The sequence below is a fragment of the Mesorhizobium sp. WSM4976 genome, from assembly GCF_029625685.1.
In the GTDB taxonomy this organism is placed as follows: domain Bacteria; phylum Pseudomonadota; class Alphaproteobacteria; order Rhizobiales; family Rhizobiaceae; genus Mesorhizobium.
In genome coordinates, this window is the sequence record NZ_JARTVT010000015.1 from 128,281 (window position 1) to 142,298 (window position 14,018).

Annotated in this window: 14 protein-coding genes; 5 read left to right on the forward strand and 9 right to left on the reverse strand. The window is 62.1% G+C overall.

Translation table 11 applies throughout. The features are described 5' to 3' along the window. Positions 1-235: 235 nt before the first annotated feature. Positions 236-421 carry a hypothetical protein gene (locus P9272_RS19525; protein WP_040982459.1) on the forward strand — a complete coding sequence of 62 codons (186 nt, stop codon included), beginning with the start codon at positions 236-238 and terminating at the stop codon, positions 419-421. Between the two features lie 311 nt (positions 422-732). Further along, positions 733-1,698, forward strand: a complete 966-nt coding sequence (locus tag P9272_RS19530) for an alpha/beta hydrolase (protein ID WP_278161806.1) — start codon at positions 733-735, stop codon at positions 1,696-1,698. 1 nt (position 1,699) lies between these two features. On the opposite strand, the gene P9272_RS19535 is transcribed toward P9272_RS19530, so the two are convergent. Further along, positions 1,700-2,599 (reverse strand): LysR substrate-binding domain-containing protein, encoded by a 900-nt coding sequence (locus P9272_RS19535; RefSeq protein ID WP_127863404.1) that lies wholly within the window; start codon positions 2,597-2,599, stop codon positions 1,700-1,702. Between the two features lie 217 nt (positions 2,600-2,816). Between P9272_RS19535 and P9272_RS19540 the strand changes: the two genes are divergently transcribed. The 3 genes from P9272_RS19540 (at position 2,817) to P9272_RS19550 (ending at position 4,735) form a co-directional block, all read left to right on the forward strand. After that, positions 2,817-3,002 (forward strand): hypothetical protein, encoded by a 186-nt coding sequence (locus P9272_RS19540; RefSeq protein ID WP_128258098.1) that lies wholly within the window; start codon positions 2,817-2,819, stop codon positions 3,000-3,002. Positions 3,003-3,351: 349 nt separating this feature from the next. Beyond that, positions 3,352-3,486, forward strand: coding sequence for a hypothetical protein (locus P9272_RS19545; protein ID WP_108702985.1), 135 nt, complete (start codon positions 3,352-3,354; stop codon positions 3,484-3,486). 247 nt (positions 3,487-3,733) lie between these two features. Further along, the gene (locus tag P9272_RS19550) at positions 3,734-4,735 is read left to right on the forward strand and encodes a GlxA family transcriptional regulator (protein WP_278161807.1); all 1,002 of its coding nucleotides are present in this window, start codon (positions 3,734-3,736) and stop codon (positions 4,733-4,735) included. 20 nt (positions 4,736-4,755) lie between these two features. Here P9272_RS19550 and P9272_RS19555 read toward each other — a convergent pair whose 3' ends face one another. The 8 genes from P9272_RS19555 to P9272_RS19590 all read right to left on the reverse strand — a co-directional run bounded on the left by P9272_RS19555 (position 4,756) and on the right by P9272_RS19590 (position 13,720). Further along, positions 4,756-5,547 (reverse strand): ABC transporter ATP-binding protein, encoded by a 792-nt coding sequence (locus P9272_RS19555; RefSeq protein WP_278161808.1) that lies wholly within the window; start codon positions 5,545-5,547, stop codon positions 4,756-4,758. Next, complete coding sequence (locus P9272_RS19560; protein ID WP_278161809.1) at positions 5,544-6,320, reverse strand: ABC transporter permease; 777 nt, start codon at positions 6,318-6,320, stop codon at positions 5,544-5,546. Before P9272_RS19560 ends, P9272_RS19555 begins: the two co-directional genes overlap by 4 nt. A 163-nt stretch (positions 6,321-6,483) precedes the next feature. Beyond that, positions 6,484-7,371: an ABC transporter substrate-binding protein gene (locus P9272_RS19565; protein WP_278161839.1), complete on the reverse strand. Its 888-nt coding sequence runs from the start codon at positions 7,369-7,371 to the stop codon at positions 6,484-6,486. A gap of 198 nt (positions 7,372-7,569) precedes the next feature. Further along, positions 7,570-8,412 (reverse strand): DUF1194 domain-containing protein, encoded by an 843-nt coding sequence (locus tag P9272_RS19570; RefSeq protein WP_128258102.1) that lies wholly within the window; start codon positions 8,410-8,412, stop codon positions 7,570-7,572. Positions 8,413-8,589: 177 nt separating this feature from the next. Next, positions 8,590-9,531 carry a phosphoribosylaminoimidazolesuccinocarboxamide synthase gene (locus P9272_RS19575; RefSeq protein WP_278161810.1) on the reverse strand — a complete coding sequence of 314 codons (942 nt, stop codon included), beginning with the start codon at positions 9,529-9,531 and terminating at the stop codon, positions 8,590-8,592. Positions 9,532-9,590: 59 nt separating this feature from the next. Beyond that, on the reverse strand, positions 9,591-10,433 hold the full coding sequence (locus P9272_RS19580; RefSeq protein ID WP_278161811.1) for a site-2 protease family protein: 843 nt from the start codon (positions 10,431-10,433) through the stop codon (positions 9,591-9,593). A gap of 122 nt (positions 10,434-10,555) precedes the next feature. After that, positions 10,556-13,117, reverse strand: a complete 2,562-nt coding sequence (locus P9272_RS19585; RefSeq protein WP_278161812.1) for an FAD-dependent oxidoreductase — start codon at positions 13,115-13,117, stop codon at positions 10,556-10,558. 339 nt (positions 13,118-13,456) lie between these two features. After that, entirely contained in the window at positions 13,457-13,720 is a 264-nt protein-coding gene (locus P9272_RS19590) for a hypothetical protein (protein ID WP_042645040.1), read from the reverse strand. Positions 13,721-14,018 lie beyond the last annotated feature (298 nt).

Below are 14,018 nucleotides of genomic sequence, written 5' to 3' on the forward strand. Positions count from 1 at the left end.
CAATAACTATGCAGCTGCTCGCCTGTGTCAACCGCCGATGGCAGCTATTCGGACCGGACCCGGCCCGTCGGCCGCTTAATGCATTTGCATGCAAATGTTTCCAGATCCGCGCGATCCCGAAACCGAAGCTCTGTTTTCGCGAAATCGACCCGATACATGCGAGACGCATTTAGCGGCCATCGCATGGCGGCAGCGGCCATCGTTGGCCGCCATTGCTCTTGAAGAGAGATGAAAAATGTCGATGTTCGGAAATCTTAGTCGCTTCGGTGTCACCATCAGGCAGGCTCATGCCAGGAACAAGGCGATCCGCGCGCTCAACGATCTGCCGGCGCATGTCCAGAAGGATATCGGCTGGCCGGCCTCACCGCCGAGCGACCCGCAGGCAGCACTGCATAAGCTGCTTCTGGGCACGCCGCGCTGATGACCTTCGCCGACAAATGCAAGCTGCTCGGCAGGCGATGGGGCCGCAACGCGGCCGCGGCGGCTGGTGACACCAAATTGCGCGCAGCGCTGCTGCCGAAGCGGCGCTAAGCAAATTCCAGGAAAAGCGGGCAGCGGCTGGCTTCGGCAACTTCGCCGTGGCCCATCCCGGAATTACTCAGAACAAGGAACCTACAGCACGGGATCACGCCGATGTGCCAGCGTGATTCCTTGACATTTCAAACTGAGGTACAATCTTCGCAGAGCGGGGGGAATTCTCTTAGTCGGCTCCGCCGAAGTTCGTGTATCCGCATGCCCAGTTTGAAAAGCCATCTCGTTTCGTTCGTTCTGCGGCACAGCCGCAAGAAGGCGTTTTCCAGTCCCGAGAACCTACAGCGCTGGATTGCCTACGCCCGCAAGACCGAAGACTATCATCCGCCGGCCTTGCTCAAGTCGCGGCTGGACATCACCGAGACCAAGATCGACGGCTTTCCCGTCTATGAGATTGCTCCGAAAGCGGGCGAACGCCGACGCATGCTTTACATGCATGGCGGGGCCTATGTCTTTCAGATCACCTCCTACCATTGGGGCCTGATCGCCGAGATGGCCGAGCGCCTCGGCTTCGGCATCACCGTGCCGATCTACCCAATTGCGCCCGAGCACGATTTCCACGACATGTTCGGCATGGTCGGCGACGTCTACCGGCGCATGCTCGAAGACACCGAGGCCGAGGACATCGTCTTCATGGGTGATTCCGCCGGCGGGAACATGGCCGTCGTGCTGACCATGATGGCGGCCGAGGAAGGCCTGCCCTCGCCGTCCCGTCACGTGCTGATCTCGCCCGGCCTCGACGTTTCGCTTGCAAATCCTGAAGTCTTCGAGGCCGAACGGCAGGATCCGTGGCTGGGTATTCCGGGTGGGCTGGAAGCGGTGCGGCTCTACAGCGCCGGTTTCGAGCGCTCGGACTGGCACATCAGCCCGCTTTACGGCGACTTATCCGTGCTGCCGAAGACGCTGCTGCTGACCGGTTCACGCGACATGCTGACCCCAGATAATCTCATCTTCGCCGAACGCGCGCGCGCCGTCGGCGTCGAGGTCGACCTGGTTTATGAAGAGGGCATGTTCCATGTCTGGCCACTGATCGAGATGCCCGAGGCGCGGCGCGCTCGCGACAGCATCGTGGCATTCCTCAACATCGCCCCAGAGGCGCGCAAGGCTCGCGCGCGGCGCAGAACGAAAGCTGCTTTCGCGGAGCGCTCGGCGCCGGCGGCCGAATAGCTCAGAACTTGCCGGTTTCGCGGAACAGTTCGAAGGTCGCGCGGATATGGTCGGCGACGGCCTTCACCGGCGCGCTCGCGTCGGGCGCCACCACCATGGCGAGATTGTAGGTGCCGATCTCCGGCATGCCGTCCTTGGCGCCCAGCGAGACCATCTCGTTGCCGAGGAAGGATTTTGGCAGCGGTGCCACCGCGAGGTCGGCCATGATGGCGGCGCGCTGGCCGGCCGTGTGGGCGCTCATATAGGCGATGCGGTAATTGCGGCCCTCGCGACCGAGCGCTTCGAGCGCACCAGCCCGCCAGGCGCAGCCCTCCTCCCACAGCGACACCGGCAAGGGTTCGCGCAAATGCGCACAGCCGCCCTTGGCGCCTGCCCAGACGATCGGCTCGGTCAGCAGCACCTCGGCGCCGATCGCGCTGGTCTTGTAGGAATTTGTGAGCAGCGTGATGTCGAGCGCGCGGTCATCCATGCGCCGGCGCAGATTGATGCTCTGGTCGATGGTGACGTCGACGGCGATCGAGGGATGCGACTGCGCGAAGCGCTTCAGCACATGCGGCAGCACGCGCTCACCATAGTCGTCCGGGGACCCAAGCCGCACCACGCCGACAATATCGGGGATGATGAATTTCGACACCACCTCGCGGTTGATCGACAAAAGCCGGCGCGCATAGCCGAGCAGCATCTCGCCATCCGTGGTCAGCGTCACCGAGCGCGCATCGCGCGCGAAGACGGAACGGCCGAGAATATCCTCCAGCTTCTTGATCTGCATGGAGACGGCCGACGGCGTGCGGAACACTGCGTTGGCGGCGGTGGTGAACGAGCCGGTCTCGGCGATCGCCACGAAGGTGCGCAGCACATCGAGGTCAAGCAGCGGCAAAGGATGGTTGAGCGGGGCGTTCATGGGAGGCGACCTTCAATTTTTCTGATGCAATCCATCATTCCATTTCGTTTGATTGAACATCAGTCCAAGCGCATAGTCAACCTGATCGATGCGGGATGCTGCCAAAAGCAGCCACGAAGCGACTGACACAGTCCTGCAATCGACATGAAATGAAGCTGAAACAGACCTGACTTAACGCAGTGACGGGCGCCTCCCTGCCCGCATAGAGGAGAAAGAAATGTCTATCCTGTCGTCCATCGGTCGGTTTGCGACCGAATTCAGCGCGGCCCGCGCCCGCTACCAGACCGAACGCGCCATCCATGCGTTGCCGATCGAACTGCAGAAGGATATCGGCTGGCCTGAAGCCGCCGACGTCAAGACCGGCTCGCGCTTCGGTGTCGGAAGCTGGGCCGGAGCGAAGTAGTCACGTGTCTATGGAGATCTGAAGGCCTGCCGCGTCAGCTCGGCAGGCCTTTTGCTTGTTCAGGACCTTTGTTTGCATTCAAACGACTTTTCCAGCCATGCCGCCGCTGCATGACGCATATGAACCACTCGCATAGCAGGTTAACAGGTCAGGTAAAGCACTGTAAATAATAGGGAATTGTGGGCACATTGCCCAAAAATGTCGCAAATCATGTCGCTTTTCATGTCAAGCGCTTCGTTTTTGCGATTTAGTTTTCACCGAAGCGAGCCTATATCAGCGCCAGCAAAAACGAGCTGCCCCACTCCTCCAAGCGAAGGCGACCCGTCTGAGCAACCAAATGGAGATGATGATGAAGCTCTTTGCCCGCCTGTTCGCCCGTCGCGAAATGAACTTGACGACCGCTTTGGAGCGTCAGCGTCTCGCCAAGACCATGCCCGGCCAGACCGGCGCCGTGGCCGCTGCCCGTCTCGGCTTTGTTGCCTGAGACAATCCAGGACCGACAAGCCTAATCCAACGCCGCCCGGCTTGCCGGGGCGGCGTTTTCATTTTGGGTCCGGCAGTTGTCGGCCGCGCAGTGACGCCCTGCGGTTGCACCTATTGCCCATTTGCGACCCGTGTCGCAAATTTAATCTTCACTTAGCCGCCTACCCGATTGACAGGAATGGTTTTTCCTGTTGTCGCTATGCTGTTCGCGACATCCTGTTCGCGTCATGGCTGCGTGAGGTTTCACCGTGAATGCCGTAAAGCACCCGATCAAGAGATCGTTTGTATTCTTCCTCGTTCCCGATTTCACGATGATCGCCTTCGCGACGGCGCTCGATCCGCTGAGATCGGCCAACCGGATGCTCGGCTACGAGGCTTATAGCTGGCGCCTGGCAAGCATCGACGGCAAACCGGTTCGCGCCTCGAACGGCGTCGAATGCGCCGTCAACACCTCGCTCGAGGAGGAGCGCAGGAAGATGGCCGGACCCGATCGGCCGAACATGGCGATCGTCTGCAGCGGCATCAATGTCGAACGCTACCACAACAAATCGGCCTTCGCCTGGCTGCGCGAGGAGTATAATCGCGGCGTCGCCGTCGGCGGATTGTGCACTGGCGCGCATATCCTGGCCGCCGCGGGCCTGTTGTCCAACAAGCGCTGCGCCATCCATTGGGAGAACCTTCCAGGCTTCTCCGAGGCCTTCCCGAAAGCCAATGTCTTTGCCGACCTCTTCGAAGTCGACCAGAACGTCTACACCTGCGCCGGCGGCACCGCCGCACTCGACATGATGCTGAAGCTGATCGGTGATGATTTCGACGAGAGCTTGGTCAACCGCGTCTGCGAGCAGGTGCTGACCGACCGAGTGCGCAGCCCGACGGACCGCCAGCGTCTGCCGCTGCGGGCCCGCCTCGGCGTCCAGAACTCCAAGGTGCTCACCATCATTGAACTGATGGAGGCGAACCTCTCCGAGCCGCTGTCGCTGATCGAGATCGCCGACCATGTCGATCTCTCGCGCCGGCAGATCGAGCGCCTGTTCCGCACCGAGATGGGCCGCTCCCCTGCCCGCTACTATCTGGAGATCCGGCTCGACCGCGCCAGGCATCTGCTTATTCAGTCGTCGCTGCCGGTGGTCGAAGTGGCGGTTGCCTGCGGCTTCGTCTCCGCTTCGCATTTCTCCAAATGCTATCGCGAGCTCTATGCCCGCTCGCCTCAGCAGGAGCGCATCGACCGCAAGCAGCTCCTGGCGGCTTAAGCAGGCAGCAACGCAGCCGTCTAAGCTGTCTGGGTCTGCGCCGTCCGCACCGCCTCGATGCGAATGTCTTCCGTGAGCTGTGCCTTGAGCGCAGAGAATTCCGGGCTGGTTTTCAGCGTGTAGTGGCGCGGATGCGGCAGGTCGACCGGCACGTCGGATTTGATGCGACCGGGCCGGGCGCTCATCACGATCACCCGCGACGCCATGAAGATCGCCTCCTCGATGTCGTGGGTGACGAACAGCACCGTCTTCTTGCGCCGCTCCCAGATGCCGAGCAGCAATTCCTGCATCAGACCGCGCGTCTGATTGTCCAGCGCGCCGAACGGCTCGTCGAGCAGCAGGATCGCCGGATCGTTGGCCAAGGCGCGCGCGATCGCGGTGCGCTGCTGCATGCCGCCCGACAATTGCTTCGGCCAATGGTTCTCGAAACCCCTCAGACCGACGAGATCTACATAGGAGGCGACGATCTCGTTGCGCTCCCGCTCGGGCCGGCCTTGCTCGCGCAGGCCGAAGCCGATGTTCTCGGCAACCGTCAGCCAGGGAAAAAGCGTGTAGGACTGGAACACCATGCCGCGGTCCGGCCCCGGCCTAGTGACCGCCTTGCCGTCGAGCAGCACGCGGCCCGTGCTCGGCGCTTCCAGTCCGGCGACGATCCTGAGCAAGGTCGACTTGCCGCAGCCGGACGGCCCCAGGATGGTGATGAAATCGTTGGCGGCGACCGCAAGGTCGACCGGCTGCAGCGCCTGCACTGGCTGCCCGCCCCCGATCCCGGCAAAGGTCCGCGAGACTCCCTCGATCAGAAGCTTGCTCATGCCAGGCTCCACGGATAGAGCCAGCGGTTGAGCGCCTTGAAGGCGAAATCGGACAACAGCCCGATCAGCCCGATGACGATGATGCCGAAGATGATCTGCCCGGTCGCCAGCCGCGACTGGCTGTTGATTATCATATAGCCGATGCCGGACGACGAGCCGATCAGTTCGGCGACGATCACATAGGTCCAAGCCCAGCCGAGCACCAGCCGCAGCGTTTCGGCGATCTCCGGCGCGTTGGCCGGCATGATGACGCGCTTGACGATGCCGTTGTCTGTAGCGCCCAGCGTGTAGGCTGCCTCGACCAAGTCGCGCCGCGTAGCGCCCACTTTCACTGCGACAATCAGAATGATCTGGAAGACCGATCCGACGAAGATCACCAGGAGCTTTTCCAGTTCGCCGATGCCGGCCCACAGGATGAGCAGCGGAATGAAGGCGGACGCCGGCAGGTAGCGCGCAAAGGACACGAACGGCTCGAGGAAGGCTTCGACCGGCTTCCAGGCGCCCATGGCGATGCCGATCGGCACCGCCACGATCGAGGCCAGAACGAAGCCGCCGAAGACGCGCCAGATGGTGATCAATATGTCGAGCCAGAAGCGGTCTTCGACGAGCAGCCGCCAGCCATCCTTGAGCATCGACAGGGGATCGGCGAGAAATATCCGGTTCACATGGCCGCCCAGCGTGATCCACGCCCAGAAGGCCACGAACAGCACGAAGAAGGCGATGCCGAGCACGGTTCGCGTGCCCGGCGCAACGGGGTGCAAGGGACGCAGCATCAGGCCCTGTCCATTGAAGCAATTCCAGGAAGAGCGTGTCGCCGTTTTCCGTCCGGAATTGCGCGGAAATAAAGGTATAGAGCGGTTCGCCGCTTGCGCGAAACGGCGACCCGCTCTCGGAAAGACATCGGCGGCCTTGTGCCGCCGATCGGGTGATGCGCGATCAGTTGGCCACCGCGCTGGTATCGGCAAGCGTCGTCACATCCGGCGCTTCCTTGATGAGTCCCATCTGCAGCAGCAGCTCGGCTGCGGTCTTGGAAAAATCCTGGAACTCCTTGGTGAAGAACTGCTTGTTTTCTTCCTTATCGGCCCATTTCAGGTATTTGGCCGAATCCTCGAACTCCTTGGCCGACTGCTTCACATCTGCGCCCATGATCTCATAGGATTTCTGCGGATCCTTCTTGATCATATCGAGCGCGTCGAAATAGCTGTCGGCGAGCGCCTTGGCGGCATCGGGATTGGCCTTGAGGAAGTCCGGCGTGCAGCCCACCGTATCCATCACCATCGGGTAGTCGAGCGTGGTCGCCAGGATGTGGCCCTGGTCGGCCTTGTCGCGGACCGCCGAAATGAACGGTTCATAGGTGACGGCGGCATCGTTCTGACCGGCCAGGAAGGCCTGTGCCGCCGCGTCCGGCTCCAGATTGACGACGGTGACGTCCTTGGTCGACATGCCGTTCTTGTTAAGCACCCAGGCGAGCAGGAAATAAGGCGACGTTCCGGGCGCCGACGATGCGACATTCTTGCCCTTGAGGTCGGCGACGGTCTTGATGTCGTTGCGCACGACGATGCCGTCGGCGCCATAGGATTTGTCGAGCTGGAAGATCTGCTTGGTGGTTACGCCGCTGGCGTTCCACACCATCCAGGTCTCGACCGTAGTCGCCGCGCACTGCAGGTCGCCGCTGGCAATCGCCAGCGGGCGGCTCGCCTGCGGCACTTTCTTGAGCGTGACGTCGAGCCCGTGCTTTTCGAAAAGCCCGGTCTGCTTGGCCAAAGTCAGCGGCGCGAAGCCGGTCCAGCCGCTGATGCCGATGGTGAGCGAGGTGGCTGCCATCGCGGGCGCGCCGAGCACGGCGCCCGCCGCCAGCGCCGCCGCGAAAATGGTGGTCCTGTTCATTGTGGTTCCCCTTTTCTGTGGTGAGCCCAGATTGTCTCACAGACGCCAAAAGGCTTGTCAATGAAGCAGAAGCTGGACTCGACGATGGTCCAATCCGACGCCGGCCGGTCGACCTGTAGGGGGCTTCTCGATTGCTCACGGCATGCCCCAGCCGCGGTTGCGCCACATCTTCTCGCCCACCAGGCAGTCCGCTGCCCGCCTGTCATCGGCGAGCACGATCGGTGGATGCGCGGCCTCTTCCTCCGCCCATTGCGGCGAAGCCGGACCGGCGAGTTCCAGCACCAGCTTGCGGCGGATCGCTTCGGGAAACTGCGTCCAGTCATTGACCGGGATCATGAAGGCGCCAGGCCCGCCGATGACGCAGTCGCTGTAATAGCGGTCCAGATTTTCGACATCGAAGGCGCCGCTGAAACCGCTGCGCGTCATCAACGGCAGGCCGTTGATGGTGATGCCTTGCTTGACCACCTCATCGCGCGTGAGATCAACTGGCGCGCCCTGGTTGTTGGGCCCGTCGCCGGAAACGTCGATGACGCGCTTCGTCCCCAGGAACCCGCTTTCGGCGAAAAGGTCGCTGCCGAAGCTCAGCGCGCCGGAGATCGAGGTGCGCCGGGCGCTGTCTGGCGGCCGTGCATCGAGCTGCGCCACAACCCTCTCGGCGTCGGCGCGACTGGCTATTACCGTCCACGGCACGATCACCCGCTGCCAGGTCGTGCCCGCCCATTCCACATAGGTGACTGCGATCTTGCCATAAACGCCGTCAGCGATGGCCTTCAGCACATTGTCATGCGTCAGCGCCGCCGCGTAGCCGTGGCGCTGAATCTCCAACTCCGCCGGCGACATGGATAGCGAGACATCGACCGCCAGCACCAATTCGACATCGACTGGTTCGGCGGGAGACGCTGCCGGCGTCAGCCAAAGCGCCAGCGCCAGCGCGGCGCTGCCTGAAAAGATATGCCTTGCGCGGGCATAAGCAGACATGACGGAAGGTTAGAGCAATTCCAGGAAAAGTGTGAGCGGTTTTCCGTCCGGAATTGGGTCAAAACAAAGGGATAGAGCGGCTCGCCGTTTCCGTGAAACAGTGAAACGCTCTAGGTGAAAATCGCCGCGCGCAAAAGCCGGCAATTCCCGGGCGCCGGATCCCGCCGGCGCGCAACCTCAAAAATACCGGGCCAGATTCGAGCGGATGCGTTCCAGCACAGTGGCGCCGGAAAGGTCGGGCACGAATTTCGCGCCAGTGATCGCTTCATAAGCCTGGATATAGACCGCGGAGGCCTGGCTGATGATTTCTTCTGGGATTTGCGGGATCGGATCCTTGTAGGGATCGCACCGCGCCGACACCCATGAGCGGACGAAATCCTTGTCGAAACTCTGCGGCCGCCCGCCGCTTGCAAACGCCCCGTCGTAGCTCGCGGCGATCCAATAACGGCTGCTGTCGGGCGTATGGATTTCGTCCGCAAGTACGATGGTGCCGTCCGGTGCTGTGCCGAATTCATATTTGGTGTCGGCAAGGATCAGGCCGCGTTCGGCGGCGCGCTGCTGGCCACGAGCGAACAACTGCAGCGCATAGCGCGATACCGTATCCCACTGTTCTTGCGTGAGCAGCCCCTGACCGATGATCTCGGCTTCCGACAGGGGCTCGTCATGGCCGCCATGTGCGGCCTTGCTGGTCGGCGTGATGATCGCCTCCGCCAGCTTCTCATTGTCGCGCAGCCCGTCGGGAAAGCTGTGGCCGTAGAAGCTCCTTTCGCCCTTGCGATACTTGGTCAGGATAGAGGTGCTGGTCGTCCCTGCCAGATAGCCGCGCACGACCATTTCGACCGGCAGCATGTCGAGCCGCCTGCCGACGACGACATTGGGGTCGGGATATTCCAGCACGTGGTTGGGACAGATGTCGGCGGTCTCCTCGAACCAGTAGCGCGCCGTCTGGGTGAGGACCTCGCCCTTGAACGGGATCGAGGCAAGGATGATGTCGAATGCGCTCAGACGATCGGTGGCGATGATGATGCGGCGTCCGTCCGGCAGATCGTAATTTTCCCGCACCTTGCCGTGATAGTGATTGGGAAGTTCGGGAATGAAGGCGTCGGACAGGATGCGCATGGGGCGTGTGCTTTCACAGGCTTCTGATCGGGCCACATAAGCCGCTGGCCCCTTGCACATCAAGCTGGATGCTGCGGAACCGGCTTCTTATTGCCGGCAGCGCGAAACGCCCGCCAGTTCGGCCTGAAGGAAGGCGGAAACCACAAAAGAATTCCGGCCACGGCGGCAGGCACAATGACCGCGAAACGCAGGATCGAAAGCACGACGCCGCAGAAGCCGACGATCCGTGTGGCGGTATCCGCGCCGAAACGCGGCGCCAGCAGATGCCGCACGATCGCCCCGCCGTCGAGCGGAAAGGCCGGGAGCAGGTTGAGAATGGCCAGGGCCGCATTCACCAGTGCGCCAAGCCAAAGCGTCCACTCAAGAAATGTGTCCGGTCTCGGCGGCGGCGAACTGAAAAGACCGTCCGGATCGACAGGCAACAAGGGCCGGGCAAGAAGGTAACAGGCAGCGGCAAAGCCCGCCGCCAGGGCGATGTTTACCAACGGCCCGGCGAAGGCAATCCACGCCCAGCCATAGGGCGAAGCCGAGCCGGGCTTGAACCAGGAAATTCCGCCGAACAGGTACAGGTCAATCCGTTGGGTGCCGATGCCGCGCCGTCGCGCTGCCCAGACATGGGCAAGTTCATGCACAAACACCGACAGGAACAGGAGCGCGGCAAATATAACCGTATGTGTCAGGGCGAGCCTGGGATGCCTCGACCATTCATGCAGAAAAGGCAGGACGGCTGTAATGGCAAAGGTCCAGCTGACGTGAACGGGAATGTCCCCCTTCATCGTGAAGACGAATGCGTCGTTTTTCCTGTCCCAGCCGAACCGTTGCAAGCCGCTTCCTCCGCCCGGCGCAACGCTAGAGCAATTCCAGGAAAAGTGTGAGCGGTTTTCCGTCCGGAATTGCGTCAAGACAAAGAGCTGACGCGGTTCGCCGTTTCCTTCAACGGTGAACCGCTCCAGGTGAGAATTTCGGCCCGCACAAAAGCAAAAGGCCGATCGAAGCCGGGCTTTGCATCTTCTGCCTCAGATCCTCAGCTCCTCGGCTTGAGGTTCTCCGGGTCGTAGAGCGGCTTGTAACCGACCCCCGCCACCTCGACCGGATAGGTCTCGCCAAAATACTCGACCTGCAGCTTGCGGCCCTCCTGGCAGTACGCCCAGGGGAGATAGGCAAGCGCGATGTTCTTGCCGATCGTCGGGCCAAAGGCGACCGAGGTGGTGAAGGAACGTCGGCCGAGCTCGTCGACCAGCGTCTCGCCGGTCGCGGGATCCTGCACCGGCATGGTGCCGACCGGATAGCGCGCCACGCCCTTGGAATCGGTGTTCTCGGTCATCACCAGCGTGCACAGCATCGCCGGCTGATGCTCACGGGCGCGATACTCCAGATGCTTGGCCTTGCCGCAGAAGTCGTTCTCCTTGACCTTCGGGCGGGCGAGATCGGCTTCGAGCAGATTATATTCCGTCAAGAGGTCGGCGTTCTGCAGCCTTAGGCTCTTCTCCATCCGGCGCGTGTTGGCATAGGTCTCGACGCCGAACGGCATGACGCCGGTGGAGCGCAGCGCGTCCCACACGGCAAGGCCGTCCTCGTAGCGCATATGCAATTCCCAGCCCTGCTCGCCGACATAGGAAATGCGGAAGGCCGTCACATCCTTGCCGCCGATCCGGATCGGCTTGATTGCGGCGAAGGGGAAATTCTCGGGTGTCAGCCCATTCGGATCCTCGACAACCTTCTGCAGCGTTGTGCGCGCATTCGGCCCCCAGATGCCGATGGTGACGTATTTCTCGGTCACGTCGGTGACGGTGACGTCGAAGCCCTTGTCCTGCGCGGTGCGCTGCATGTAGCGGAAATCGCGCGGGCCGGCATCGGCGCCGTCGATCACACGGCAGCGGTCGGCCATGCGGATCACGGTGAAGTCGGCGCGCACCATGCCTTCCTCGTCGAGGAAGTGGGTGTAGATGCCCTTGCCGATGTTGTTGTCGCCGCCGATCTTGGCCGCGCACAGCCATTCCAGCAGCGCGACATGGTCGGGTCCCTCAACGTCATACATCGAGAAATGCGACAGGTTGACGATGCCGCAATCGTCGCTCATCGCCAGATGCTCGGCATTGGAGACGCGCCAGAAATGACGGTTGTCCCATTCGTTCTCACGCACCGGCACCCGGTTGCCGTATTTCTCCAAAAGGTGCTCATTGGCGGCATAGCCATGGGCGCGTTCCCAGCCGCCCAGTTCCATGAAATAGCCGCCCAGCTCCTTCTCGCGCTCCCAGAACGGCGAGCGGCGGATGTTGCGGCCCTTGGAGAAAGGCTCGCGGGGATGCACCGCCGGATTGTAGACCTTCATCGCCGTCTCGGTGCAGCGATCCCAGATGAACTGTTCCTGCATCTGGTGCGGATAGAAGCGCGAATAGTCGATCTGGTGGTGGTCGATCGACGTGCGGCCGTCGGTCATCCAGTCGGCGATGAGCTTGCCCATGCCCGGACCGTCCTTGACCCAGATGGCGACGGCGTACCACAGGCCCCTCACCTTCTGGCTCTCGCCCATGGACGGACCGCCATCGGTGGTCACCTGCAGCAGACCGTTGAAGGAATGGCCCTCATTGTAACCGAGCTCGCCGAGGATCGGCGTCAGCTCCATGGCGCGCTCCAGCGGCGCCATGATCTGCTCCATGTCGAGATCGCGCTGCGACGGCGACAGCCGCGCTTCATGCTTTTCGAGCAGATCGCGCGGGTGGCAGAGGCGCGGATTGGTCTCCTCGTAATAGCCCCATTCGATCTGCCCGCCCTCGGCGGTCTTTGGATCGCCGGTGTCCCGCATATAGGCCGAGTTGCCCTGGTCGCGCAGCAGCGGCCAGCCGATCTCCTTACCGGTGCCGGCAAACTCGTTGTAGGGGCCGAAGAAGGTGAGCGGATGGTCGATCGGCATGACCGGCAGATCTTCGCCGACCAGCGCCGCGGTGAGCCGGCCCCAGATGCCGGTGCAAACCACGACATAATCGGCTTCGATCGTGCCGCGCTCGGTTACCACGCCCTTGATGCGGCCGTTCTCGACGATCAGCTCCTTGGCCGAAGTGTTGGCGAAGGCCTGCAGCTTGCCGGACGCGACGCCCTGGTCGACCAGCTTACCGGCGACGGTCTGCGAGCGCGGGATGACGAGGCCGGCATCAGGGTCCCAGAGGCCGCCATGCACCAGATGCTCCTCGATCAGCGGAAATTTTTGCTTGATCTCGGCCGGTTCGATGAGGCGAGCGCGGGTGCCGAACGCCTTGGCCGAGGCGATCTTGCGCTTGATTTCGTCCATGCGCGCATCGTCGCCGACGCGGGCAACCTCGAGACCACCGACGCGCGCGTAATGCCCCATCTTCTCGTAGAAATCGATGGAGTAGAGCGTTGTCCAGCAAGACAGGAAATCATGACTGGTCGTGTAGCAGAAGTCCGAGGCATGCGCCGTCGAGCCGATATCGGTCGGGATGCCCGACTTGTCGATGCCGACGATGTCGTCCCAGCCACGCTGGATCAGGTGGTGGGCGACGGACGCGCCGACGATACCGCCCAGGCCGACGATGACGACCTTCGCCTTTTTCGGAAACTCTGCCATTGCCCGCGACTCCAAAGGGATAGACGGGCGCGTTTGCGCCCCTTCGAATGGCGCACAATATGCAGAGGACGACGGCTGTGCTACCGCCTGTTTGCGACACGCCGCAGGTGCGGCGCGACCCGGCACGCCGATCGATCATCCGAGGTGATTTGGTTCAGGCGAAGGCCCAGATGTCCTCGGCCTGGGCCGGGGATGACGCAGCGAACGTAAAATGTCCGGTTGCAAGGCATGGTCATCCGGGTACTTCGGGCGTCATCCTTAAACGTCGGCGACCGGAAACAATAAAAGGCCGGACATTGGCCCGGCCTTTGCCGATCTTACCGCGCAATTCGTGGCGCGTTACTTGATGCGGGCGGTTCCACCCGAAATTTCGACCGTCTCCGAACCGGTCAGCGCTTCGAGGTCACCATTGGGGAGGGTGACGAAGCAGCCGTTTGAGCAGAACTCCACCGTCTCGCCGGCACCGAGCGTCAACTCGCTCTTGGCGCCGCCTTCGGTAACGACCAGGGTCCGCGTCTGAGCGTCCCTGTTGATCGCGCTGGCGGCGAAAGCCGAACCGCCCAAGGCCAGCAAAGCGATGGCGGCAACGACAGACTTCCACATTGCAATTCCGGTGTTTCACACACCGCCTCTGTTCAAATTTGCAAGGCATTCTCGCCCTTTGCATCGGAGCTTATATGAGATGTTACCTGAACCGCAACTGAATGCCGCATTCATGCCACAATCGGTTTCGGCTTCGCAGGCGACGCGACCGAAGGTGTATGAAGGTTCGGGTCAGGCCGTGCCGAAACAGTGGTCTCCGAGTACCGGCCTTCGCCAGCCGTAGCCTTCGTAGAGCGGAGACATTTTTGGGGGCTTCGGTCGGCAAAGGCCGGAGCGGAGCGTTCTTGAAATAACCACG